A 22,315-nucleotide genomic window follows, 5' to 3' on the forward strand; every position below is an offset into this window, starting at 1 on the left:
GGCCACCAGCCAGTCCCGCCGAGGTACCACCAACGTCGCCAGATCCCGTTGGGGAGCATCGTTCATCACGACCGGTGAACGTAGCGACCGCAGGCGGCATCCCCCCTGAACTGCCCAATTATCACTATCCGTTCAGCCAACGGGGCGTCAGACGCTCGCTCCGGCGAGGTCGAGGGACTGCAAGTCAGCCTCGCCGGCGGCCCAGGACACACTGGTCCAACTCGATGCCGAAGCAGCGGTCGGCGCTCGAAGTCCTTCAGGGGTTGATCACGCGGCGAGACGGGCCGAGGATATTTCCTGCCGATCGAGTGTGTGTCGGTGTTCGGAAACGCCCTGGTCAGGCGATCTACATCCTTCCTTCCTCGGTGGGAGGAGCCGTTGTCGACGCCCCAGAAGACGCATCTGGCACCGGCGTAGGGCTCGGTGGTTATGACTTGGGTGACCAGGTTCATGAAGGGTCTGATGCCGGTCTTGGGTTTGCAGCGGCCAAAGACACGGCCGCGATGGACCTCGTAAGCGGCCAGGTAGGCCAACGCGCCGCCGCGGTCATATTCGTGATTGTCACGCATCGCCCGAGCCTGCCCGGGTCCCAGGGTCGGGTGGCAGCGGCAGCGCGCCTGGATGGAAGTCTTCTCGTCCGCGGAGATCACGTACTCGTCCTCGCCCAGCGGGACGCCGTCGAAGGTGCGGGCGTACAGGTCCAGCACGCGCGCGGCCTTGGGCCGGAAGGCGGGGCCGCGCACGGAGATCCAGGACCGGTACGGCCAGGGCTTGAGCGCGTCCTGCTTGAGCCAGCGCCGCACCGTGGAAGTGGAGATCGACCTGGCGATGGACCGGGTGACCGCCTCCCGGGCCAGCTCCGGACTCGACCAGTGCGACAGCGGCGTGCCAGTCTCGGCGGGTAACTGACAGGCCAGCGCCTTGACCTCGGCAACCTGGAGCGCGGTGAATGAGACCGGCCGGCCGGACCGCTTGCGGTCAGCCAGGGCGGGCAGGCCGCCGGCGGCGAACCGGACCCGCCAGGTGCGCACCGTGTCCACGTGCAGCGGCGTCTGCGCGGCTGTCCGGGCGTTGGAGCGCCCCCGAGCGGCGAGCAGCACGACGGGCACGGGGAGACGAGGGGCACGAGAGGAAAGCGGCCGATCCTTCAGGGGCAACAGGGAGCGGGCCGACACCGGGCCGCACCCGTCCCCGTATCCTGCCCCGCCAAGGCAACGCCCCCGGCGCTGCCCCCGAGTTGCCTTCGGGGAGATCTCCCGCAAGCCCGATTCAGTCCTCGACCAGCTCCCCATCAACATGCAGACGGACGTCGACGGCCTGTCGGCCCGCTGCCGGAAGTACTGAGCCGGGCTTTCGACGGTCGGCGTTCGGGATGTCAGTGCTGTGTGCAAGGCTGCTGCGCGATACAGACGATCAAGATTCGAGAGGTGCGAAATTAGCACGAAGGCCAGCGGAACGTTCGACCTCACATCGTTCGAACCGGAGATGCTCGACGAAGGCCCGGGCGCTGCGCTTGGCCGCGTACGGATCACCAAGACCTTCCACGGCGGCCTGGCCGGCACCAGCACCGTGAACATGCTGTCGGTCGCCGACATTAAGGGCAGTCCCGCCGCCTATGTCGCCGTGGAGCGATTCACGGGCGAACTCAACGGCCGCAAGGGCTCTTTCGTCCTCCAGCACAGCGCGCCCGGTAGCCATGGCGAGCAGATCGCGATCCGCGTGGTCCAGGGATCGGGCTCCGGTGACCTCGCGGGGATCACGGGTGCCTTCGAGATCATCCAGTCCGAGGACGGCAGCCACTCCTACGTTTTGGAGTACACGCTGGGCTGACACATGCCCGTCTCGCCATCTGGGCCATCAGGGGTGCCGTTGACCCACTCAGCGACACCTCTGACTGGGCAATCAGTGACTGGACCCGGCGAGCAGTAACGGCGGCGCTGATACGGCGGCCCGACCCTGGCGGCAACCTCGCTCTACAACCAGGACAACCCGGACGGGCCTCGCCACAAACCCTGCTCTCGGCTCAAACCCCGAAGAACTTCGAGCGTTGACCCCTTAGCCTCGATCCACCGGCCGGATCTTGAAGTGATCTTCTGGGGCTGCTGGGGCAGGGTGTCGGGGTTCGGGGCCGGTGTGGGTAGGAGGTACCCGCTGGTCTGCCCAGCTCTTCCACGATTTCTGCTCCGGTTGGGCCCTGGCGGGCGAAGTGGTCAGGGGCATAGGGCTGCTTCGGGCGGTGCGTGGGCGGCGGCGAACAACTGCGTCCATGGGTCCTGCCAGAGCCATCGCTGCGGCAGGTGCAGTGTCAGGCGCCGGGCGGAGCGGGCGATCCTGGCAGGGACACGGACGAGGTGAGTGCGCAGGGTGGCGGTGGTGGCTTTGGCGTGGAAGGCCGAGGCCAGGGTGCCTGCGGCCCACAGCAGGTGGTAGGCCATGGCCCACAGGGTCAGCCAGGCGGCGTTGGCGTGGAAGTCTCCCGAGGGTAGGTGGGCCAGGGCGGAGGCTTTGCTGTCGGCGATGATCTGCTCGACGACGGCGTGGTGGCGGTGTTCCCGCTCGGCCTGGAGCATCGGCGCGGGGTTGTCGGTGAAGAACGGGTGATGGCGCCAGACGGGGAACAGTTCGCCCTGCTCGCCGACGGTGGCGGGTTTGGCGAGGTCGCGGACCCGGCGCACGATCAGCCGGGCGGTGACCTGCTCCGCCTTCCTTCTGCCGGTGAAGGCGGTGTAGGCGATCTCGGCGACCTCCGCGTCGAGGATGAGTTCGCCGGTGTCGGCGTCGGGCACGGCGGTGGGGTAGGTGATCTGCTGCCATGCGGCCTCGGGGACGGCCAGGACGGCCCGTTTGACAGAAGGGTTCATGCCGGAGGTGATCGAGAAGCGGGGTTGGGCCCGGCGGCAGGCGGCGATCACACGGGCGTTGTAGAACTGCGAGTCCGCGCGCAGGATGCGCAGGCCGGTGCAGCCGGCCTCGGCCGCGGTGGCCAGTGCTTCGCTGACGAGTTTCGGGGCGCCGCGGGAGTCGGCCGCTTTGCCGCGGCGCAGCCGCACGGTAGCGATCACCGGCCGGGAGGTGGTGGTGCAGATGGTGGCGAGCAGGGATTGCAGGGTGCGTATCCCTTTGAACCGACCGTATTCCGCGCCCTGCTTGGTGCGGCCGTAGACGCGTTTGTGGGTGGAGTCGACATCGATGAACGCCGTCTCGCCGGCGCCCGGCAGCAGCAGGGTGTGCGCGGGCAGCGCGGCGAGGAACCTGCGGTGCACGGCGTGGAGTTGGCGCGCATGGCCGTGAGTGAACGCGCGCAGGAATGTGCCGAGTGTGGAGGGGGCATGGATCCCGTCGAACAGGGCCGGTATCGCACCGTGCCGCAGGACGTCCAGGTCGTCAATGCTGTCCGCACCCGCGGCCATACCGGCCACGATGCTGGTGGCCTTGGCGTCCGCTGCGGCACCCGCACTGTTCTTGGCCCCGCGCAGCTTCACCTTCTGCGCCGTCAGACGGGCAAGCCCGCACCGCTCGGCCAGGCGCATCACGGGGACCAGCCCGGCATGCGCGGCCAGGTTCGCGTCATCGAACGCGGCGGACACCGATGAAGCGGCATGGGAGGATTGCATCTCGCGGGGTGTTCTCTTGCTCTTCGGACGTGGAACCGTAGGAAGTCCCATCGTCCCAGCTCAGAGGACATCCGCGTCTCCATGTTCAAGCACTGGACCGGCTACCGGCCAGCGGATCAGTCGAGGAAGCGGCTCATGTACAGTGCCGTCTCCCCCTCGGACTCGGTACCGCTGTAGAGGGAAGTGTCCAGGCCGCAGAGGGTGAACCCCATCCGCCGGTAGGCGCGGATGGCCGGAGCGTTGATGTTCGTCACTTCCAGCCAGACGTGCCCGGCACCGCATTCCCGGGCCCAGCCGATGGCGTGGCTCATCAGTGTCCGCCCGATTCCCCGGCCTCGGTACGGCCCGGCCACCTCGATATCGGCAATGGTCAGCCGCCGGTTCCAGGGCTCATACTCCGTGTCGACATAGCCGCACACGAGTTCGCCATCCAGCGCGACAAACCGCCGCTTGCCCTCGGACGCCTCATCGGCCTCGGGCTCGTCGTCGGGGAAGACCTTGTGAACCGGCGGGTCCAGCCGGGCGGGCCGAATGGTGAACCCGCCTTCGGAACCGACCACTTCGAAGACGGTATCCGAGCTGAACTCGCCCTTGATGACGGCGGACTTGTCCCTCTCACTCTCCGCCACACGATAGGTGATTGCCTCCGCCGCCTCACGTTCGGCTGCTCTACGGTCAGATGAGATCATCTCCTCACCGTACCGGTCTGGTGCACCACGGCGGCCGGGCCCGACCCGCCAGCTGGATCAGCGGCAACAGCCCCGCATCGGCGTCAGACTCGCTCCGTCGAACCAGACAGAGACCGCCGAAACGGCATGGGATGTCTTCACCCACGAGATGCCTCGCCGATCGTGCGTGAAGAAGGCTCCGACAAGTCCATCATCACAGGTCACGAGGTATCCCTTACATCCCGACACCCATCTCCCAGGCATCACATCGGTGGATCGAGGCTTAGGGTGAGTGGATACTCGAATGTCATGTGAGGAAGATGCAAGCGGTGCTGCGTGCCCATGCGATCGAGAGCGGAACCGAGCCGCTGGAGCAGCCGGTGCGGAACTCGGTGGGCGGCCCACGGTACTGGGACGCTCCGCAGCCGCCCTACCCGCGTCCGTTCTGGCGCGTGCTGCTCCAGCGCAACGCAACGCTGCAGGCGGCGGAGCCCGAACCGTCCGTGTGCGCCCTGCCGCTGACCCTGCACCCCTTCGCCGTCACCTCTGATGCGCGAGGACTGCGGGCCCAGGTGTTCAAGGTGGGCGGTAGGCCGTCCTGGGCTCAGGATCCCGAGTACTACCGGTGTCCGTGCGGCACCGATTTGATGTACATCTGCCAGGTACCTGAGCACATGCAGTTCGCCATCCGGCCCGGCCAGCCAGAGCAGCCCTACAGCATCAGCGCCGATACCTACTGGCTGTTTCTCGGCAACGAGGTCTACCTGCTCGCCTGTCCAGACCACTGCGATCCGGCCGCAGTGTGGCCGGTGAACCAGAACTGATCCCTCGAGGCCGGGTGGCCGCACACCTGAGGGAGACATGTGCAAGGCCTTCTATTCGGCCTATGACGAGAACCTGTGTGAGTTCCTCAGTGCCGACGACATCGCCAAGGCCATGGCGGAGATACGTGAGACGGTGTCGGCAACGATCGTCACGCCCTACCCGTCAGGCTTTCCTATCCTGGTGCCGGGCCAGGCGATCAGGGCAGGCGTACTGGCCTTCACGGAGGCGCTGGACACCCGGGAGATCCACGGCTACACGCGTGGTGTCGGCTACCGCGTCTTCACGGAAGCCGCGTTGAGCGCGCTCGCCGTCCGGGACGAGGACGGGGCCGCCGACGCTGACCTCGGACGAGAAGGGGTATGAGATGGCGGTGCGCGTGCTGAGAGCGGACGAGCGCCCTGCGGTGCCATGGAAGAACGGGGGTGGACTGACCCGCGAGATCGCCTCGGCCCCGAGCCAGGCAGGGGTGTCAGACTTTGTGTGGCGCGTCAGTCTCGCCGACGTGGCCGAGCCAGGTCCGTTTTCCCGCTTCGAAGGTGTTGACCGGGTCATCACCCTGGTCGACGGCCCCGGCATGGTGCTGACCGTCGACGGAACCTCCCACACCGTGGCCGAGCGGTACGTCCCTTTCCCCTTCTCCGGAGAGGCCACCACCGACTGCCAGCTGCTCGGTGGTCCGCTCGTGGACTTCAACGTGATGGTTCGGCGGGGACGGGCCACCGCGCAGGTGGAAATCGTACGCGGCACGGTGGCGTTCTCCGTACCCGCCGGGGCGACGCTGCTCGCCGTCGTGCTGGACGGCTCCGCCGTTCTCGAAGGGTACGGCTTGGTCCTCGACCGCTTCGACGGGGCCCTGATCACCGACGCCCGTGACGAGGCTCTCAAGGTCACCGGTGTTGCCGCGCTCGTCACCCTCATCAGCACGGCTGAGAATGAATAGCCCTGGGCGGCGGGAATCTGCGGCCGCAGACGTGAGTCGGGGCGACGCACAGGGAGGGACATGCCGGGGTCGTGAACGGCGCCGGAGGCCGAGCATCAACTGCGCCGGCAGTAGTGGAAGCAGCAGCACCCCGCCGGACCGCCCAAAGGAGGCATGGGGGCGGCCGATCGCACATCCCGTGCCGCCCGGTCTACGGCCGTCTGCTCGTCCGCACCCATGAGGCGTAGACGCTGGGCAGATTCCACAACCGCCTTCGGGAAACCGCACTCGTTCTTGAGAACTCGCCAACGAGGAGCGGGAACTCCTCGGCGATGATTCGCTGGAACTGGTGGGTGCGGTGGACGTTGACCAGGTCGCCGACGACTGGAGCGACACAGCACTCGGCCCCCAGCCTGCTGCCATAGCGGCATGATCGCTCACAAGGCGTCACCACCCCTGCTTGACAACATGATTGGGATCCCCCCGTCGTCGCAGACACCGACACATCAGGTACATCAGGGGTTTCGTCATATGGATCCGGGTGCCCGATGGGATCGAGCGCCCGGATCCATCCTTTGTCGTCAGGGGGTTGCGATCAGTTCTGCTGACACTCAGTCGCCCCAGCCCCAGCCCCAGCCGTGGCTGTGATGTCCTCCACCCCAGCCCCAGCCGTGGCCGTGGTGCTCTCCACCCCAGCCCCAGCCCCAGCCCCAGCCGTGGCCGTGATGTCCTCCACCCCAGCCTGAGCCGCTGTCGTCACCCCAGCCCCAGCCCCAGCCGTCGTCCTGGTGGAACGAGACGACGTGCTCGGGCGCGGCGGTGGCGGCTGCGTGGGCGGCTCCAGCTCCGGCGGAGATGGCCAGGATCGGTGCAGAAGCAACCGCGATGGCCACTCTCTTGATACGGGTGATGTGCACGCGCATTTTGAGCCCCTCTCCGAGGGTGTACTTGACTTCAGGGCGGCCTCGGCGGGCCGTCCGCTGCGCTTCAGAGCCTGCGCGTAGCTCTGTGCGTCACCCGCCGCCCGCGAAGGCACCGACCTGGAGAACAGGCATCACCTCCTCTGTCCGCCCCGCCCAGACGTGATCCGCTCGTGGTCCTCCCTGTGCGGGGGCCCTGGGGCGACATGGGTCGTCGGCCTCCTGCCCGGCCGGGCAAGGAAGGCGAGGACGAATACTCCCTCGACGATCAGGGAGAGGGGGCCGTAGGGCAGCTCCCAGCTGGTTTCGCGGTAGCCTTCCGGCAGGCCGACGGTGCGCGACAGCAGGAAACCGACGATCATGCCAAGGCTGACGAGGACCCCGCTCAGCCAGGCGAGCGTGGCATGCCACACGGCCACCAGTGCACCGCCACGACGAGCATGACGGCACTACCCAGGGCGAACAGGACGCCGATGTACAACACCTCCTCAAGATGAGAAGGGATGAGGAGACCGTGCAGCACCGCGTTGCCGACGGCGCAGCACGCTCCCACTCCTCTCGGGGCGACTTCGGTGGCGGAGGTGGAGTTCATGACAACTCCAGCTGTTCTTGTGCAAGGCGCAGGTCGGCCCAGAGGCGCCGTGGGATGCGAGTGCAGCAGGGCCTCGGCTCATCGCTCGCAGGTGGAACCTGTCTCCGAACTGCCTTCAGCCGAGCCCTCGCCACGCAGTTCGACGCAGCATGAGCCGGGCCGCGGGGCGAGTACCGCTGTGGTCTTGTCGCTTCCCAGGCTGTGCAGGTAGCCGGCCAGGAAGGCCTGATTGACGGCGCAGACCAGTTCCGGGGCCTTGGCTGCCATGGGATGGAAGGGGCAGTTGCGCAGCCGCATCAGAGTGGGCGTGATGCGCTCGGGCTCGAAGCCGAACTCCGCCAGTGTTTCGGCCGCCACGGTCAGTCCGCGCTCGGCGCTGAGGCGACCGGGACGCACCCGCTCGCGTTCGGCGCGGCCCAGGGTTTCCCCGCGTCGGCGTGCCACGCGCAGGGCGGCGTCGTGGGCCGATTCCTCGTCCGTCTCGGTGAGCACGGCCTCGGTGAGGACGTCGGCCAGCATGCCGTAGCGGCGCTCGGGGATGCTCACCGCCACGGCGTCGTCGGCCGGCTCGTACACCTTGGGCCGGCGGCCGACCTTGCGGATGCCCGTGGGCGATTCGTAGCGAGCCTGGAGCAGCCCTGCCGCCACCAGCTTGTCCAGGTGGAAGGCCGCCAACTTGCGGGAGATGCCGAGGCTGTCGGCCACCTCCTCGCGCGTCATCGGCCGCCGCTCTTGCCGGATGAGCTCGAACATGCGTCGACGCGTGGCGTCGCCGAGGGCGGCCAAGCTGGTCAGCGAGGCGTGATCCAATCCCTCTATGTCGGCATATCGACCATGAATATCGGCGAAACCTTGACGAAACCTTTCGATGAGGTTGTTGTGCAGGAGGTTTTTGCCTCTTATGAACTCATACGGAAATGACCTTCATCGGGATTTGCCCCCGACGGCATGGCGCGTAATGACTTCCCCAAGCTTCTGTTGTTGATGTTCTGCTTCCTCTCGGTACCGACGCACGAGGACGACGTGGCGCCACTTTCCGCGGTGACGGCCGACGCGCTCGCGGTGCCGATCACGCGGAATCCGGCCCGCCGTTGCGGGGCGAGGCTGGCGGCGTTCTCCGGGAAGATGCCGGACTGCACCGTCCAGATGCCCGCCGCGTCGGTGGAGGCGAGCAGTGCTCCGGCCGCATAGCAGCGATGCGTGGTCATCGCGCGGAGGACCTTGATCGTGCTGTGCTGGCCCCGCCGCACGATGCGCTGCAGAGCGATTCCCTCCTCGTCCGTCAACCGACGGGGGAGGCTGCGCAGGCCGGTGGCGCGGGTGACGTAGCAGGTCAGCCGCATCCCGTCCGCGCCGCCCGGAACAGCTGCTCGCGGCGGCGCGCACCGTCACCGCCCCAGCCAGCTCGGCCGTCGCCCCCGAAACGGGGCGGGCCAGCCCGGGGGGGGCTATGTGCTCAGGGAGGTGAAGGCGCCGACGACGGCGCCGTAGGCGAGGTGCGCGACGAGGGTGACGATCGGGGTGGCCAGGCCGTAGTTGAGCATGAGGAAGCCGGGAGGTTCCAGCAGCGCCACATCGGGGGCGCTGGTGAGGGGGCTGCCCATACGGGGGTGGACCAGGGGCAGCAGGATGTTGACGAGTACGGTGCCGGCGAACACGCCGTGGGCGAGTCCGAACAGCGTCCCCAGCCACCAGCTGCTGTGGCCCAGGGCAAGAAACAGGGCGTAGTAGCCGAGGGCGAAGAGCTGCCCGATGATGAAGTGCAGCAGGTATCCGAGGGCCTTGGCGCGGGTGCGGTTGACGGTGAAGGCGCTGCCGAGGAGGAAGGGCAGGTCGATGCGGGTGAGTCTGAGTTCGCCCGCCGCCCGCAGCATGGTGGTGAGGACCAGGGTCCCGAGGAACCCGCCCGCGAGCGCTGCTGTCACACTCATCGCTGGTCCCGTTCGGTGAGGGCGCAGGCGGCGCTGATCAGCGCCAGGTGGCTGAGGGCCTGCGGCAGGTTGCCCAGGAACGCGCCGTCGGCCGGGTCGATCTCCTCGCTGTACAGGCCGACGTCGTTGGCCAACGTGATCAGCTGGTCCATCAGGTCGGCGGCTTCCGTGACGCGTCCGCAGTCGGCCAGCGCCTCAGCGAGCCAGAAGGAACAGGCCAGGAACGCGCCCTCGCTGCCGGGCAGGCCGTCGGCGTCGCTGTAGCGGTGGACGAACGGGCCGTGGGCCAGCTCGCGGCGGATGGCCTCGACCGTGCCGCGCAGCCGCGGCTGGTCGGGGTCGGCGTAGCCGTACAGCAGGCCGAGCAGCAGGCTGGCGTCCACCTCCTCGCTGCCGGCGGTGCGGGTGTAGCTGTGCTTGCGGTCGCTGAAGCAGTGTGTCTCGATGAAGTGCCTGATCGCCTGGCGTTCCTGCCGCCAGCGGTCGGCGTGGCGGGCGGGGATGAGGCGCAGGTCGGCCATGCGTGTGGCGCGGTCCAGGGCCACCCAGCACATCATCTTGGACTGGGTGAAGTGCAGCGGGCGGCTGCGGACCTCCCAGATCCCCGCGTCCGGCTCCCGCCACAGCCTGCACACCAGGTCGGCCATCTCTGCGACGCGGCGGGCGATGTCGGCGTCCAGCCGCCCTGCGGCTTGCGCGTACAGCCATGCGGTCTGCAGCAGCTCACCGTAGGTGTCCAGCTGCAGTTGGTCGGAGGCCGCGTTACCGATCCGGGCCGGCGCGGACCCCTGGTAGCCCGGGAGCGGCAGCGTCCGCTCGATGGCGCGGGCGCCGCCGTCCAGCCCGTAGAGCACGCGCAGGCGCGGATGGGTGAGCTGGGTGGCGTGCATCAGCCACCAGAAGTAGGCGTGCGCCTCGCGGGCGCAGTCCAGCCGCAGGAACGCGTCCAGGGTGAACGCCGAGTCCCGGATCCAGGAGAACCGGTAGTCCCAGTTGCGGATCCCGCCTATCTGCTCGGGCAAGGAGGACGTGGCGGCTGCCGCGATCGTGCCCGAGGGGGCGAAGACGAGCAGCTTCAGCGCCAGGGCGCTGCGCTCCACCGCCTGCTGCCACGGCCCGCCGAAGGTGCGCTCGCCCAGCCAGCGGCGCCAGGCGGCGCAGGTGTGTGCCAGGCGCGCATCGCACTCGGCACATGAGGGGAGGATCAGCGGTTCCTGGTGGGCGAAGGACAAGGCGATCAGTGCGCGGGACCCCGGCTGGGTTTCGAAGCGGCCGCTGATCGCCGACTCGGTGCACTGCGGTCGGCCGGCCTGCCAGGTGCAGACCGCGACCGCGTCCGCCCCGCGGGAGGCCACCGGGACCCCTGCCCGCGTGCGGATGCGTGTCGGGCCGCTGCCGTAGCCGAAGCGGGGTGTCACGCTCCAGTGCATCGGCACGCTTCCCGACAGTCCGTCGACCTGGCGCTGCAGCTCCCGCATGGGCGTCAGACGGGTGTCCGGCACCGTCATCGCATCGGTGACACGGACCGTGCCCAGGGCGGTGGTGAAGGTGGTCTCCAGCACGTTGGTGCCAGGCAGGTAGCGGCGGGCCACTGTCCAGGGTACGGTCGGCCGCAGAGTGCAGCTGCCACCGTGACGACTGTCGAGGACCGCGGTGAACACCGTTGGGGAGTCCAGATCGGGCACCGGCAGCCAGTCCACGGCACCGTCGCGGGCCACCAGCGCGACGGTGCGGCCGTCCCCGATGGCCGCGTAATCCCGCAGCGGCGCGTACCCGTCATGGCGCTCCAGCCGCCCGCTGGCGACCGACCCCGAAGAGCCTTTTTCCATCTGGAACACCTCCGAGTTGCCTGACCCTCCTCACCCTGACGTCGGCAGCCCGCGAAGGCCGCAACCGGTCATTGATGCGTGTGCGTCTGCGGGTACCGCGCATCGCCGGGCGCTCCGTCGGCAAGCCAGGTGCGGGTGCTCTCCTGGGCGCGTGTGATGAGTGCGGGGTTGTGGCGGAAATCGGCCGGGGAGATGCCCAGCGGGCACAGCGGCGGTGCGGCGTGCACGTGCAACCGAGGAACCGTACGCGGCGTACACCGTCTGTGTCCCGGCCTCTACGGCAACCGAGATCGGCGTGCGGTTCGCCACTGCGCCGTCCATCAGGTTCCGTTGCGTGGGCCGCACCGGAGGAAACACTCCGGGTACCGCGGCGCCGGCCATCCCCGCGTCGAAGACCGGGCGGCGGGAGAGCACCGCCTGCCTGCCGGTCGTGACCTCGGCGGCCATCGAGCACAGTTGGCAGGCGGCGTCCTCCAGACGTCTGACGCCCAAATGCTGTTCAGGCAGCCACGGGAAGGCATCGGCAGCGACGAGATGGTTGCCCCGGCCGGTCGGAGCGAGCAGCCCACGTACGGGCTGGACCGGGAAGCTGTCGTTACGGCGCATGGCCCGCCACAGGTCGGCCAGCGCCAGCAGCATGCCCACCTGGATGGCACCCAGGCTCTCCCGCCGGACAGCACGGCCGCGGTCCCGGCCATCGGAGTCTCCTCTCCACCGGCGGAAGCCACTGGGGCAGGGCCCCAGCAAAGGCTGCGCCCGACTTCGCGGCCACCCTTGTTGCTACGGCGCACGACGCCTGCTCGGGGGCTCCAGCCATCACGTCCTTCCGACGTGGTTCCTGATGCTGTCGGCGAGGAGGTAGTACCGGGCTACGCCGGGTTGAGTCGGCCGTCGACGCGCACCGGTGTGGTGGCGGGCGAGCCCTGTCCGCGGGCACACCATCGTGGGGCGGACTGTCGAGGAAGTACTCCCGGCGCAAGGACCCCGCCCGGAAATACTTGTTGTCTCAACCACCTTCGCGTGGGGTGCCTCAGTGAGCGCCGTGCCGTTCCAGATCGGACGCAACATGCCGATCATCTCATCTTGCGTCGTGTGCTGCCATTCCCCACGGTGTGGAAACCGGGTTCGGCGTCGGCGCATGTCCCTGTCGCTCCAGCAGTCGGGATGGAGCTGAGCGACGCCGAGGACGCGGCCGGTGATGGCGTCGGCGACGAGCGCACCGCCGTCAATCTGCGGCATCGTCGACGTCTTCATGGTGATCATCACCGACATGCGGGCCGCGCACCGGCAGGTGCGCGCCTACTTCAGCAGTGGGGCCCGGGGCGGTTTCACCACCTTCTCCACCTACGCGGTCGACATCCAGCGCCCACCGGAACCGCGCTGCGCGTGCGGCTCTCAGGTCTGGTCGAAGTCGATGACGGCGGTGTCGTTGAGGGGGCGGGTGCGGCAGGTCAGGATGTAGTTGGCGTCGATGTCGGTCTGGTCGAGGTCGCAGTCGTCGAGGCGGACGGGGCCGCCGGTCGACTTGGCGCGGCAGGTGCCGCAGATGCCTTCCTGACAGGAGTAGGGGAGGTCCAGGCCGGCGCGCAGGCCCGCGTCGAGGACGGTTTCGGCGGGGCGGACGGTGACGGTGGTCCTGGCTCCCTGGTCGAGGATCGTCACGTCGTGCTCGGCGGTCGCGTCGGCGGCCCGCGTCGCGGCTCCAGGCGGGGTGGAGCCGGTGAAGCGTTCGGAGTGGATGCGGTTGGCGGGTACGCCGAGGCCGGTCAGGGCCTCGCGGACCGCGTCGGTCATCTCCAGCGGCCTGCAGAGGAAGGCCTCGTCGGCCTTCGCGATGTCGGGAGCGTGGCGGGTGACCAGGGCCTGGAAGCGGTCCTTGGTGAGGCGGCCGTATCGCTCCGGGTCGCCCTCGTCGTGGCGGCTGTAGACGTGGATCAGGTGGAACCGGTCGGCGTGCCGGGCCACCAGTTCCGCCAAGTCGCGGGAGAGTATCACCGACTCGGGGTCCTTGTTGCCGTACACCAGCGTGCAGTGGCTGTGTGGTTCCAGGAGCAGGACGCTCTTGACTATCGCGGCGACGGGGGTGATGCCGCTGCCTGCGGCGACGCCCACGAGGTGGCGGGAGTTGAGGGGGTTGGTCTCGGTGGTGAAGCGGCCGGCCGGGGCGGAGACCTCGACCGTGTCTCCCACGCGCAGCCCGGTGGTGATCCAGGTGGAGACGCGCCCGCCGGGCACCCGCTTGACGGCGATGCGCAGTTCGCCGTCGCCGACGCCGCTGCACAGGGAGTACGTGCGACGTTGATCTGCGACCTTGAGGGTGAGGTGCTGACCGGGGGTGAATCGGTAGCCGGGGACGAGTTCCGCGGGGACGTCGAAGACGACCTACGCTGCGTCCTCGGTCTCGCGCCGGACCTCGCGGATGGTGAGCCGGTTGAAGCCGCGGCCGGGACGAGGCGTCGTAACCGCAGGAGTGCGCTTGGTGATCCTGTGGCCGGCCGCGATCCGGTACGTCACCAGGAACACGAACGCGCCCGCGATGACGGCGGCACTCCAGCGCACCAGCGGTCCGCCGGCGTCCGTGCCCGCGGTGAAGGTGTGCACCGTGCCCAGCACGAACACGGCGAAGGCCGTGCGGTGCACCCACCGCCACAGCGCCTCGGGGATACGGGACTTGAGCAGCGAGGTGATCTGGATCGCGGCGAGGAAGTAGAAGGCCACGACGCCCCAGGCCGCGGCGCCGGGCCGGTATGAGGCGGCCATCGGCACGAGCACGTCCGCGCAGCGGAAGTGCACCCACTTGTCCATCACCAGGCCCGTGATGTGCAGGCCGGTGAAGACGACCGCGAGGCCGCCGAGCAGCCGGTGCACGTCGAGGAGCCAGGAGGGGGCGGTACGGCCGCCGAGCACGCGGGTGGACAGCAGCAGCCCCCACAGCACGGCCAGCGAGACCAGCCATCAGGCGGTCAGCCCGCCGGCGCGGGCGAGGTCCCACCAGAGCTTGGGGTCCATGTCTCGTACCTTTCCAGGCCGCCGCAGCGCAGCAGCGTCGTGTCGTGCAGGGCTATCAGACCCGCGGCGCCGTGCGCGGCGAGCAGATCGGGTCGGGGGTCAGGTCCGGCGATCAGCGCGGCCTTGGCCAGGATCTCCGCCCAGTGGGCCTGCTGGGCGACCACGGTGACGGCGGCGATCCCGTCGGCCGCGGGCGCGCCGGTGCGGGGATCGATCAGGTGATGCGCCTCCTGCCCGCCCCTGCGCCAACTGCGGCGCAGCCGGCTGGAGGTGGCGACCGCGCCTTCGGCCACGGCGAGGGTTACCAGGTCCCGGCCGTCCTGCCACGGGTCGGCCACGGAGACGACCCAGCCGGCGTCGGTGGGCGGTGTACCGCTGACGCGGACGTCGCCGCCCAGGTTGACCAGGGCGCCGGCGGCCCGGGCCGTGCGCAGCTCGTAGGCGACGAGGTCGGCGGCGTACCCCTTGCCGATGCCACCCAGGTCCAGCCGGGCGCCTTCGGGTACGAGGATCCGGCCGCCGTCGATCTCGATGCCGGGGCAGCCCGGTACAAGGGCTGTGCTGTTCGTGCCGTCGGGGCGGTCGGTCACCTTGCTGGCACGGGAGTTGGTGACCGGCGCGGGAGCGGGTGCGGGGGCCGCGGGTGCCGGGGCGGCGGCACGGGCCGGTGCTGCGGGTGCGGAGCGGGTGGCGGCGCCGGGCGCCTGGGGAGCCGTAGCGGCCTGACCGCCGCTGTGCCGTCGTACGACGGTGACGATCTTCACGACGTGAGCCGCGCCGGGGGTCTGCGCCTGCTGCTGTCGCTGCTGTTCGATGACCTGCTGTGTCTGCTTGGCGCGCTCGGCGTCGGCGGCGTGCTGCTTCCTGGCAACGGGCTGCCGCTGCGTGGTGACTCCTCCCACCGGGCCTACCGGCCGGTGATGTTGCGAGCGGCCGGCGGAGGCCGCCGACCGGGCCGTCCCCGGCCCCTGGGAGGGAGACCTCATCACCGGAAGGGATGGCAGGTCGGCGATCGCCACCGGTCTACTTCTGCGATCCGGGCAGCCCCGGCAACGCGGATCGAACGAGAATGCGAACGGCCTGCTGCGGCAGTACTTCCCGAAGAGCAACGACCTGTCCCGGCACGGGCGCGAGCACCTGGAGGCCGTGGCCGCCGAGCTGAGCCCACTCCGGCGGGGGCTCTACGTGCGCCCGCAGCGCGACGCCTGACGGCAGGGTCGACGCTCCCCGCCTGCCCCCGCGACATATATGCACACCCACATCAGCCTGCCCCCGCTCTAGCGGCTGTTGAGGGCCACCGTCTCGTCCGGCACCGACCGTGACTGCGCGCCCGGCCCGCGCCCGGCGAACCGCATGGCGATGCACGCTCCCAGGTACAGCAGGGCGACGACCAGCAGCAGCGCCTGATAGCCCGTCACCAGCGCCAGATATTCCAGCGCGCCCCCGGTCAGCGCGCCCAGCAGATTCGCGCCGAACGCGGATGTCGGGTCCGCGGCGAGCGCGAGGCGGTCCGAGAAGATGAGGTTGGCGCAGAAGATAGGGGCGAAGGCCAGGGCGATGGCGGCGGCGAGCCGTCCGGCGAAGGGCAGCGAGAGCACGGCGTGCGCCGGAACGAGCCAGGCTGCCGCGAGGGTACCGAAGAGCAGGAGCTGCAGCGCCAGCCGGTGGACCCGCCGCAGCCGGCGCCGGACCTCGACCGCCGCGAGGACGGCGAGCAGGACGCCGATGAAGACCAGGGCGTTGACCAGCCAGGTCGTACCGAAGTAGAGCGCGAAGCCGATCACGTTCTTCGTTTCGAGCAGCATGAAGGCCGCGCCCATCAGGAACATGTCGGTGTAGCGGACCGTGCTTCGGATCCGGACCCCGGTCAGGCGCACCGCCAGGAGTGTCACCAGCAGAATCGCACCCAGCGCGCCCAGGTAGAGCGTGGGAATGTCCCGGTGGAGCAGATACGGGAAAGGGTGGTCATCGCTCGCGGCTGCCGGGACCGCCCCGCTGGGCTGCCAGATCTGACGGCACGACTGGTCGGCAGTCGTCATCCCGGCCACCAGCACGGCCGCGTTCTTGCCGAACGTCGTCATACAGGGGGCGTGGCCGTAGATGTCATCGAGGGAGCCGGCGAAGCGGTCGACCAGCCAGCTCGTCCGGTAATAGTTGTACATGGCGAACGCGCCGTTCGGCGCCAGGTGATCGCGCGCGGCCTCGAACGCCTGCCGGGTGAACAGGTAGCTCTCCAGGCGCAGATTGCTCGCCCCGGCCACCAGTGTCAGCGAGTCCGGCAGCGCCAGGACGACGAGGTCGTACTTGGCGTTCGTCCGTTCCAGGAAAGCCCGTCCGTCGTTGATGTAGACGTGCACCCGGGGGTCGTCGTACGGCTTCGCGGGGTGCAGCTGTGCGCCGATCTGCTGCAGCCGGGGATCGATCTCGACCGCGTCCACGCGCCGCGTTCCGTGCGCCAGCGCGACCGCGACGTCATTGCCGTTTCCGGCCCCGATGACCAGCACGCGCTTGTGCGGATTGCCCGGCGTACGGTCGTACGGCTGCCGATAGGGCGAGTTCCTTTGCATCAGCACCGGGAGCGGCGCGATGCTCTGGTGCGGGACACCGTTGGCGGAGATGCGGTACTCCCGTGTGGTGGACGCCGACGGCGTGAGCTGGATCTTGTAGTAGGGCGACCAGGAGATACCGGCCGTCGTCGTCTCCACGAACAGCACAGCGACCATCGCCATCAGGGGGATGCCGTACCGCACGGTGTTGCGTCGCCCACCGAGGATCAGCAGGGCAGCGGCGGCGAGTACGCCCCATACGACCGAGGGAGCGCGGAGCCAGGACACCAGGGCGAAGGACACCGAGCCGGTGATGCTGCCGAGCAGGTCGCAGCGGTAGGCGTCGAGCGAGGGAAGCCGCCGGAAGAGGTCGGCGGTGATCTTACCGATCGCGGCCATGATCACCGCGGTGAGCAGGAAGATGGCCGGCAGTGTCACCCACCCGGGAAGGCCGGTGGTCTTCACGGCGGTGAAGTAGATGACCTGGCCGCTGCTTTGACGCACCTGCACCGGAAATTCGCGTACCAGGATGACGAGAACCGCGAGCGGCACCGGTGCCCAGCGTGCGAGCCACTGCCCGCGCGCGGCGGGGATCAGGAACCCGATGCCGATACCCAGGAACGATCCCAGCAGGATGAAGTTCGAGAAGTAGCTGAGGTGGACGACGTTGGCGCCCGCCCATCTGATCAGCGCCAGCTCGACGAAGAGCATGGTGGCGCTGGCCAGCAGCAGCCTCCAGCGCATGGAGTGGTCGGTTTGTCTGGTTCCGGTCGGTTTCACGCGTATTTACGGTGCCATCTTCGGCGCGATGATCTGAGATGACTTGCCGATTTTATGACGATATCGCTCTCACGGTCTCCAGCCGTCCGGACGCGACCGCCTCAGTCGCTCGCCGTGTCAGATGGCGATGATGTTGACCGCCAGTGAGGCGAGGGTGGCGGGCGCCCGGGTCTGAGCGTTAGCGGCGTGGGTCGGCGGCCTGGAGGCGGACGTCGGCGTAGAGGCTGAGGAAGATGTTTGAGGGCGGGGGCGGCCCAGTCGTTGGTGGAGAAGCCCGGCAAGCGGGCGGACCTGACGGTTTCAGATGACGAGGCGGTGGTGCGGAGCATGGTTTTTCCTGAATGACTTGTGCGTATGGCTGAGAGGGATGGGGACACTGCGGCGCCACATGCTCCGCCTGGCCGTAAAGGGGATCACGCACTCCTCGGCCAGGGCGACGAGCCCCCCGCCGGCCGGGTGGCTGACGGGGGCTTCGGCACGGCTCAGGTTGCTGACGGAGATTTCCGTCGTTCAGCTCTTCTGCCAGTGATCGCAGATGTAGGTACTGATCACCTTGTTCAGTTCCCGCGCCTGATCGGGTGTGGGCTTGTTAGGGCCGCTGGTGAACGCCTCGATCGTTCGCTCCACAGCGTCCGGACGGTTCAGTACCGCGCACTGCCTACGCCCTTTCTCGACCACCTCGTCCGGGCTGAACGACCTGATCATCGGAGTGTGGAACAGCATGTGGCTCAGGTACTGATCCCGTCGCTCACCTGTCGGTGCCGGAGGCAGCGCGGCATCCAGCTTCGAGGAATGCGGGGCGGACTCACTCGGCGACGGCTTCAACGGTCCTCCAGTAATGCGTGACGGTTTCGGGGTGGCCGACGGGGTGTGCCCGCAGCCTGCCAGGGTGAGCAGTGCGGCGGCTGCGGCCCCGGCGAACACGGATCGGCTTTGCATCTGATGCCTTTCGGCCGTGTCCTGGCCCAGCCTCTTCCTGGGCAGCGGATGCGCTGCCCGGGAGGTCTTCCACCTGGGTCAGGCCCGCACAGTCGCCCCTCCCGTCGGCTGGAAATCCCCAGCGGCGCAACGGCCGCCACTGCGTCGATTTCTCGCACCGCCATGGACGGCTCCTTCAGTCAGTAGGTGCTCCAGCCGGCCGATGTCCAGGTCCGTGAGGCAGGCGGATGGCCCCGTACGCGCAGGGCAGTTGGGCGGATTACCTCGCCGCCTGCGCGGACCCGCCGTGAGGGTCGTAGATCCGGGAGAGCGCCATCAGCTCGGGTGCCTCTCTGTCTTTCGTCAAGCGAGGTGTCGGGTTCGGGGTTGGTGGCAGGTGCCGTCGCGGAGCATCGCGAACGGCACGCCGGTGCGGTGGGGGGTGAGGCGGAGGAGGGCGAGGCGGAGCAGGGCTTGGCGTGGGCGTGGGCCGCCGACCGCGGAGGCGACGACCTCAGCGGTTGCGGGCGTCGTTCTGGTCGATCGCGGAGCAGACCCGCTCCCCGATGACGGTCAGTTGCCGCTGCTGGGCAGGGGTGAGCGCGTCGAAGACCAGGCGGCGTGCGGTGGCGACGTGGCCTGGTGCGGTGCGAGCCATCTTCTCCTGCCCTGCCGGCGTCAGTGACGCGTAGCTGTAACGGCTGTCGCTGGGATCGGGGGTGCGCTCGATCCAGCCCTTGTCCTCCAGACGGCGCAGCAAGTGGGAGACGCGGGAGAGAGAGCTGCCGACGGCGGTGGCGAGGTCGCTGGGGCGCATGGTGCCCTCGGGCGCCATGCCGAGGGCGGCCATGACGTGGTACTCGAAATGGGTCATTCCGGCATCGCGCTGCATGTGTGCGTCCAGGGCGGCAGGAAGACGGGTGGCAAGGGCGACGAGCGCGAGCCAGGTGCGGGTTTCGCCTTCGTTCAGCCACTGCGGCTCAGTTGCGTCCATGAGCCGATTCTATGCGTGTATGCCGAGGCAAGGACACCCATGCAAGTTGAATATTCACGCTGACCAGGTTGACGCTTCATGTTGGACGTGCCTACTCTCAGCGTGAACGTTCAACCTTCCGGAGTTGCGTTTCGGGCCTGTGTCAGCACCGCGGCCCACCCAGGAGGCCGAGCCGAAGGAGAGCTGTCACTCATGGCCATCGACCACAACACTCCGCCTCCGCCTCCGCCTCCGCCTCCGCCTCCGCCTGCGGCGGGCCGGGTTCGGGGGCTGGGGCACATCGTCCTGTACGTCGCCGACCTCGAACGGTCCCTGGTGTTCTACCGGGACGTCCTCGGCTGGCCTCTTCTGCCGGTCCCGAGCGGACCGCACCGGTTCGCAGGGTTCCGTGCGGGCGAGACCCACCACGACCTGATGCTCATCGAGGTCGGTGCGGCCGCAACGCCGGTGCCCACCGGCCGCAGGCTCGGCCTCTACCACTTCGGGGTCAAGGTCGGAGACAGCGACGACGACCTGCGGGCCGTGCTCGCACGGCTGGACGCCCACCCCGGCCTCGGCACCGTCCTGGGGGCGGTGGACGCCACCGTCTTCCACTCCCTGTACGTGACCGACCCCGACGGGAACGAAGTCGAGTTGTACGTCGACCTGCCCGGCTTCGACCTAGGCGACCCCCTGCTGCTCGTGGGCGCAGGACGCCGTCCGCTGTCGCTGTAACCCCGCCGACCAGTCCCGTCCACCAGCGGCCGGGCCACCACCCGGCACGATCAAGGAAGAAGCACCATGAACCTGTTCCGCATGGACACCAGCATCATGCCCTCCATGTCCGCCAGCTCCGAACTCGCCGACATAGTCGAGGCCGAGTGGAAGGCCGCCCACCCCGACGGCTCTGTCACCCGCCGCCATCTGGGAACCCATCCGATCCCCGCCGACGCCTGGCCGCTGGCCACCCTGTCCCGTTTCCTCCCCGAGGACCAGCTCACCCCCGGGCACCGGGACGCCCTCGCTCTGGCCGACGAACTCGCCGCCGAACTCCGGGCGGCCGACGCCGTGCTGCTCGCCGTGCCGCTGTACAACTACGGCGTCTCCCAGCACTTCAAGGCGTGGGTGGACATGATCGTCCACACCACCGGCAACAGCGGCCCCGCCCTCAAGGGCGTCCCCACCGTCCTGGTCACCGTCCGCGGGGGCGGCTACGGTCCGGGCACCCCGCGCGAGGGCTGGGACCACTCGACCCCCTTCCTCACCCGTGTCCTGGCCGACATGTGGCAGGCCGACCTCACCCTCGTCGAACGCGAACTGACCCTCGCAGGCATCAAGCCCGAGATGGAGCAGTTCCGCGAACTCGCCGACGACCTCCACACCCGCGCCCGGGAGGCCGCGCAGCAGGCGGGCCGCGCACTCGCCATCCGCTGACCCGGCACCCGCGCGGCCGCCCCTCTCGCCTCCCCACCCGTCGACTCTCTCCGCCCGCCGCCCGCCGCCCGCCGCCCGCCGCCCGCCGTCCGCCGTCCGCGCGGCCGCGCCGCCCGGGACGGCGGACACCGACGGGCAACGGTCCTCGACCACTCGTTGGAGGCCCGCACAACGGAATATGCCCCCCCCGCGAGAGTCGAGGATCAGGAGGGCAGTGAGCACTTTCGGGACCGGAGGCAGCCGGGTGTCCGGAGGCACGCTGATGCGGTGGTGGGCCAGGCGGGAAAGACCCTGTGTGTGGGTCGTCCCGCGGGCCCGGCATCGGTCGTAGGTCGTAGTAGGAACGGGAGGCGGGATCGTGCAAGGCGGCGAACGCGGAGAGGAACATCGCCCGCTTGGGGGGCCGGTTGCGGCCTCAGGGCGCGTGTTCGCCGTGGATCGAGGCCCCAGGCGACCTTGTTGTCGGGGCGGTGTCGGCGTAGGAGGCCAGGTGAGCGGCGGGCGTGTCGGTGCTCGGGACGGTCTGTTCGTCGAGCGCGTCGAAGACCTCGTCGATCAACCGCCGCGCCATGCGCGGGGCCTTGGGTCGTATCACCTCAACCAGCCTGCGACGACCAGCCTTTCGCAAGCCGTCCGGGGAACCGTAGCCTTCCAGCAGCCAGGTCACCGCGGGGTGGTCCAGATGCGGCCCGAGGACGCGCTCCAGACTGGAGTGGAACTGGGGGAGCAGGCCGCGTATGCGGTGGGAGGCGCGGGTGGCCTCGGCCGCGAGGTCCTGGTCGAAGCCGACCAGTACGGTCGGCTCGGCGGTGATCTCCTCGGTCCGTTCCAGCGAGCGCAGGGTGTGCGGCACGGTGCGGGCGGCATCCGCGATCACCGCGGCGTCCTTGGCATCGGTCGTCGCCTCGCCCGGATACAGATCGGCGATCCGGAGCATGGCAAGGCCCGGCAGGCAGGCGACCTTGCAGCCCGCGCCCCGGGTGACCGTGAGCGGGAGGGCTCCGATGGAGGCAGGCCAGTCCAGGATCACCGGTACGCCCCCGAACTCGCCGTGAGGATGTCGAACACGGCCCGCAGCTTGGGCTCGCTGTTGGGCGGTCGCTCGCCGAAGTCCTTCTTGCCGGGCGGAGTCAGCCCGTGCCTGTGACGGGTGCTCTTGCCGAGGTCCAGACCGAGGCAGACGCCCACGTCGTCGATGTCGTACAACCCACTCGCGAAGGGAGTAGCAGGTGCAGTGCGACGGGAGATCTTGCAGGAATCGGGTCGAATCGGCCTTGCCCGCATGCGATGCGTGTGGCGCACCGGTTCGCCGAGGTGACGCAGAGGGCACGAGGATCAGGAAAAAGCCTCCGCGATA

The 22,315-nt window shown here is 69.1% G+C and carries 22 protein-coding genes and 5 pseudogenes; 8 read left to right on the top strand and 19 right to left on the bottom strand.

What is annotated here, in order from left to right; genetic code table 11:
- Window positions 1–65 precede the first annotated feature (65 nt).
- Complete coding sequence (locus AB0L75_RS24425) at window positions 66–1,109, bottom strand: helix-turn-helix domain-containing protein (protein ID WP_365184369.1); 1,044 nt, start codon at window positions 1,107–1,109, stop codon at window positions 66–68.
- A 274-nt stretch (window positions 1,110–1,383) separates the two neighbouring features.
- Between AB0L75_RS24425 and AB0L75_RS24430 the strand changes: the two genes are divergently transcribed.
- Entirely contained in the window at window positions 1,384–1,830 is a 447-nt protein-coding gene (locus AB0L75_RS24430; protein ID WP_365184371.1) for a DUF3224 domain-containing protein, read from the top strand.
- A 380-nt stretch (window positions 1,831–2,210) separates the two neighbouring features.
- Here AB0L75_RS24430 and AB0L75_RS24435 read toward each other — a convergent pair whose 3' ends face one another.
- Both AB0L75_RS24435 and AB0L75_RS24440 read right to left on the bottom strand, forming a co-directional pair.
- Complete coding sequence (locus AB0L75_RS24435; protein WP_365184374.1) at window positions 2,211–3,614, bottom strand: IS1380 family transposase; 1,404 nt, start codon at window positions 3,612–3,614, stop codon at window positions 2,211–2,213.
- Window positions 3,615–3,730: 116 nt separating this feature from the next.
- Complete coding sequence (locus AB0L75_RS24440; RefSeq protein ID WP_365184377.1) at window positions 3,731–4,303, bottom strand: GNAT family N-acetyltransferase; 573 nt, start codon at window positions 4,301–4,303, stop codon at window positions 3,731–3,733.
- A 299-nt stretch (window positions 4,304–4,602) separates the two neighbouring features.
- Here AB0L75_RS24440 and AB0L75_RS24445 point away from each other — a divergent pair, with 299 nt between their 5' ends.
- From AB0L75_RS24445 to AB0L75_RS24455, 3 genes are read left to right on the top strand one after another with little or no spacing between them, the layout of a single operon-like run.
- A complete protein-coding gene (locus tag AB0L75_RS24445; protein ID WP_365184378.1) occupies window positions 4,603–5,106 on the top strand; it encodes a hypothetical protein in 504 nt (167 codons plus the stop codon).
- 37 nt (window positions 5,107–5,143) lie between these two features.
- Entirely contained in the window at window positions 5,144–5,470 is a 327-nt protein-coding gene (locus tag AB0L75_RS24450) for a hypothetical protein (RefSeq protein ID WP_365184381.1), read from the top strand.
- A gap of 1 nt (window position 5,471) precedes the next feature.
- Window positions 5,472–6,047: a HutD family protein gene (locus tag AB0L75_RS24455; RefSeq protein ID WP_365184384.1), complete on the top strand. Its 576-nt coding sequence runs from the start codon at window positions 5,472–5,474 to the stop codon at window positions 6,045–6,047.
- 590 nt (window positions 6,048–6,637) lie between these two features.
- On the opposite strand, the gene AB0L75_RS24460 is transcribed toward AB0L75_RS24455, so the two are convergent.
- The 8 genes and pseudogenes from AB0L75_RS24460 to AB0L75_RS24495 all read right to left on the bottom strand — a co-directional run bounded on the left by AB0L75_RS24460 (window position 6,638) and on the right by AB0L75_RS24495 (window position 11,937).
- Window positions 6,638–6,949: a hypothetical protein gene (locus AB0L75_RS24460; RefSeq protein WP_365184387.1), complete on the bottom strand. Its 312-nt coding sequence runs from the start codon at window positions 6,947–6,949 to the stop codon at window positions 6,638–6,640.
- A gap of 131 nt (window positions 6,950–7,080) precedes the next feature.
- The gene (locus AB0L75_RS24465) at window positions 7,081–7,365 is read right to left on the bottom strand and encodes a hypothetical protein (RefSeq protein WP_365184389.1); all 285 of its coding nucleotides are present in this window, start codon (window positions 7,363–7,365) and stop codon (window positions 7,081–7,083) included.
- Window positions 7,332–7,538, bottom strand: coding sequence for a hypothetical protein (locus AB0L75_RS24470; RefSeq protein WP_365184392.1), 207 nt, complete (start codon window positions 7,536–7,538; stop codon window positions 7,332–7,334). The genes AB0L75_RS24465 and AB0L75_RS24470 overlap by 34 nt, the downstream gene beginning before the upstream one ends.
- Window positions 7,539–7,616: 78 nt before the next feature.
- Window positions 7,617–8,348: a helix-turn-helix domain-containing protein gene (locus tag AB0L75_RS24475; RefSeq protein ID WP_365184394.1), complete on the bottom strand. Its 732-nt coding sequence runs from the start codon at window positions 8,346–8,348 to the stop codon at window positions 7,617–7,619.
- A gap of 195 nt (window positions 8,349–8,543) precedes the next feature.
- Window positions 8,544–8,716, bottom strand: a pseudogene (locus AB0L75_RS24480) (N-acetyltransferase); the annotation flags it as partial.
- A 270-nt stretch (window positions 8,717–8,986) separates the two neighbouring features.
- On the bottom strand, window positions 8,987–9,469 hold the full coding sequence (locus AB0L75_RS24485) for a hypothetical protein (protein ID WP_365184397.1): 483 nt from the start codon (window positions 9,467–9,469) through the stop codon (window positions 8,987–8,989).
- Entirely contained in the window at window positions 9,466–11,298 is a 1,833-nt protein-coding gene (locus AB0L75_RS24490) for a glycoside hydrolase family 15 protein (RefSeq protein ID WP_365184400.1), read from the bottom strand. The genes AB0L75_RS24485 and AB0L75_RS24490 overlap by 4 nt, the downstream gene beginning before the upstream one ends.
- Window positions 11,299–11,328: 30 nt before the next feature.
- Window positions 11,329–11,937 carry a patatin-like phospholipase family protein gene (locus AB0L75_RS24495; RefSeq protein ID WP_365184402.1) on the bottom strand — a complete coding sequence of 203 codons (609 nt, stop codon included), beginning with the start codon at window positions 11,935–11,937 and terminating at the stop codon, window positions 11,329–11,331.
- Window positions 11,938–12,529: 592 nt separating this feature from the next.
- Here AB0L75_RS24495 and AB0L75_RS24500 point away from each other — a divergent pair.
- Window positions 12,530–12,664, top strand: a pseudogene (locus AB0L75_RS24500) (CrcB protein); the annotation flags it as partial.
- Window positions 12,665–12,693: 29 nt separating this feature from the next.
- Here the strand turns inward: AB0L75_RS24500 and AB0L75_RS24505 are convergent.
- The 4 genes and pseudogenes from AB0L75_RS24505 to AB0L75_RS24520 all read right to left on the bottom strand — a co-directional run bounded on the left by AB0L75_RS24505 (window position 12,694) and on the right by AB0L75_RS24520 (window position 15,209).
- On the bottom strand, window positions 12,694–13,092 hold the full coding sequence (locus AB0L75_RS24505; protein ID WP_365184847.1) for a 2Fe-2S iron-sulfur cluster-binding protein: 399 nt from the start codon (window positions 13,090–13,092) through the stop codon (window positions 12,694–12,696).
- A pseudogene (locus AB0L75_RS24510) lies at window positions 13,087–13,629 on the bottom strand (FAD-binding oxidoreductase); the annotation flags it as partial. The gene AB0L75_RS24505 and the pseudogene AB0L75_RS24510, both read right to left, overlap by 6 nt.
- Window positions 13,630–13,680: 51 nt before the next feature.
- Window positions 13,681–14,235, bottom strand: a complete 555-nt coding sequence (locus AB0L75_RS24515) for a ferric reductase-like transmembrane domain-containing protein (RefSeq protein ID WP_365184405.1) — start codon at window positions 14,233–14,235, stop codon at window positions 13,681–13,683.
- 26 nt (window positions 14,236–14,261) lie between these two features.
- Window positions 14,262–15,209 carry an FAD:protein FMN transferase gene (locus tag AB0L75_RS24520; protein WP_365184408.1) on the bottom strand — a complete coding sequence of 316 codons (948 nt, stop codon included), beginning with the start codon at window positions 15,207–15,209 and terminating at the stop codon, window positions 14,262–14,264.
- Between the two features lie 25 nt (window positions 15,210–15,234).
- On the opposite strand from AB0L75_RS24520, the pseudogene AB0L75_RS24525 reads away from it, so the two are divergent.
- Window positions 15,235–15,471: pseudogene (locus tag AB0L75_RS24525) on the top strand (IS30 family transposase); the annotation flags it as partial.
- A 113-nt stretch (window positions 15,472–15,584) separates the two neighbouring features.
- On the opposite strand, the gene AB0L75_RS24530 reads toward AB0L75_RS24525, so the two are convergent.
- From AB0L75_RS24530 to AB0L75_RS24540, 3 genes are all read right to left on the bottom strand, one after another.
- Window positions 15,585–17,633: a spermidine synthase gene (locus AB0L75_RS24530; protein ID WP_365184410.1), complete on the bottom strand. Its 2,049-nt coding sequence runs from the start codon at window positions 17,631–17,633 to the stop codon at window positions 15,585–15,587.
- A gap of 510 nt (window positions 17,634–18,143) precedes the next feature.
- Window positions 18,144–18,557, bottom strand: coding sequence for a hypothetical protein (locus AB0L75_RS24535; protein ID WP_365184412.1), 414 nt, complete (start codon window positions 18,555–18,557; stop codon window positions 18,144–18,146).
- A 508-nt stretch (window positions 18,558–19,065) separates the two neighbouring features.
- Entirely contained in the window at window positions 19,066–19,545 is a 480-nt protein-coding gene (locus AB0L75_RS24540) for a MarR family transcriptional regulator (protein WP_365184415.1), read from the bottom strand.
- Between the two features lie 192 nt (window positions 19,546–19,737).
- Here AB0L75_RS24540 and AB0L75_RS24545 point away from each other — a divergent pair, with 192 nt between their 5' ends.
- The gene (locus tag AB0L75_RS24545) at window positions 19,738–20,259 is read left to right on the top strand and encodes a VOC family protein (RefSeq protein ID WP_365184417.1); all 522 of its coding nucleotides are present in this window, start codon (window positions 19,738–19,740) and stop codon (window positions 20,257–20,259) included.
- A gap of 66 nt (window positions 20,260–20,325) precedes the next feature.
- Complete coding sequence (locus tag AB0L75_RS24550) at window positions 20,326–20,958, top strand: NAD(P)H-dependent oxidoreductase (RefSeq protein WP_365184420.1); 633 nt, start codon at window positions 20,326–20,328, stop codon at window positions 20,956–20,958.
- 255 nt (window positions 20,959–21,213) lie between these two features.
- On the opposite strand, the pseudogene AB0L75_RS24555 reads toward AB0L75_RS24550, so the two are convergent.
- A pseudogene (locus AB0L75_RS24555) lies at window positions 21,214–22,164 on the bottom strand (IS110 family transposase); the annotation flags it as partial.
- Window positions 22,165–22,315: the final 151 nt, after the last annotated feature.

Origin of the sequence: Streptomyces sp. NPDC052101 (assembly GCF_040680235.1) — a bacterium.
GTDB lineage: Bacteria > Actinomycetota > Actinomycetes > Streptomycetales > Streptomycetaceae > Streptomyces.

Excerpts from the sequence above, each read along its gene's own strand:
- AB0L75_RS24435 (WP_365184374.1), bottom strand. The coding sequence starts at position 3,614 with ATGCAATCCTCCCATGCCGCTTCATCGGTGTCCGCCGCGTTCGATGAC.
- AB0L75_RS24440 (WP_365184377.1), bottom strand. The coding sequence starts at position 4,303 with ATGATCTCATCTGACCGTAGAGCAGCCGAACGTGAGGCGGCGGAGGCA.
- AB0L75_RS24445 (WP_365184378.1), top strand. The coding sequence starts at position 4,603 with ATGCAAGCGGTGCTGCGTGCCCATGCGATCGAGAGCGGAACCGAGCCG.
- AB0L75_RS24450 (WP_365184381.1), top strand. The coding sequence starts at position 5,144 with ATGTGCAAGGCCTTCTATTCGGCCTATGACGAGAACCTGTGTGAGTTC.
- AB0L75_RS24455 (WP_365184384.1), top strand. The coding sequence starts at position 5,472 with ATGGCGGTGCGCGTGCTGAGAGCGGACGAGCGCCCTGCGGTGCCATGG.
- AB0L75_RS24460 (WP_365184387.1), bottom strand. The coding sequence starts at position 6,949 with ATGCGCGTGCACATCACCCGTATCAAGAGAGTGGCCATCGCGGTTGCT.
- AB0L75_RS24470 (WP_365184392.1), bottom strand. The coding sequence starts at position 7,538 with ATGAACTCCACCTCCGCCACCGAAGTCGCCCCGAGAGGAGTGGGAGCG.
- AB0L75_RS24485 (WP_365184397.1), bottom strand. The coding sequence starts at position 9,469 with ATGAGTGTGACAGCAGCGCTCGCGGGCGGGTTCCTCGGGACCCTGGTC.
- AB0L75_RS24490 (WP_365184400.1), bottom strand. The coding sequence starts at position 11,298 with ATGGAAAAAGGCTCTTCGGGGTCGGTCGCCAGCGGGCGGCTGGAGCGC.
- AB0L75_RS24495 (WP_365184402.1), bottom strand. The coding sequence starts at position 11,937 with ATGCTGCTGGCGCTGGCCGACCTGTGGCGGGCCATGCGCCGTAACGAC.
- AB0L75_RS24505 (WP_365184847.1), bottom strand. The coding sequence starts at position 13,092 with ATGACCGACGCGGTCCGCGAGGCCCTGACCGGCCTCGGCGTACCCGCC.
- AB0L75_RS24540 (WP_365184415.1), bottom strand. The coding sequence starts at position 19,545 with ATGGACGCAACTGAGCCGCAGTGGCTGAACGAAGGCGAAACCCGCACC.
- AB0L75_RS24545 (WP_365184417.1), top strand. The coding sequence starts at position 19,738 with ATGGCCATCGACCACAACACTCCGCCTCCGCCTCCGCCTCCGCCTCCG.
- AB0L75_RS24550 (WP_365184420.1), top strand. The coding sequence starts at position 20,326 with ATGAACCTGTTCCGCATGGACACCAGCATCATGCCCTCCATGTCCGCC.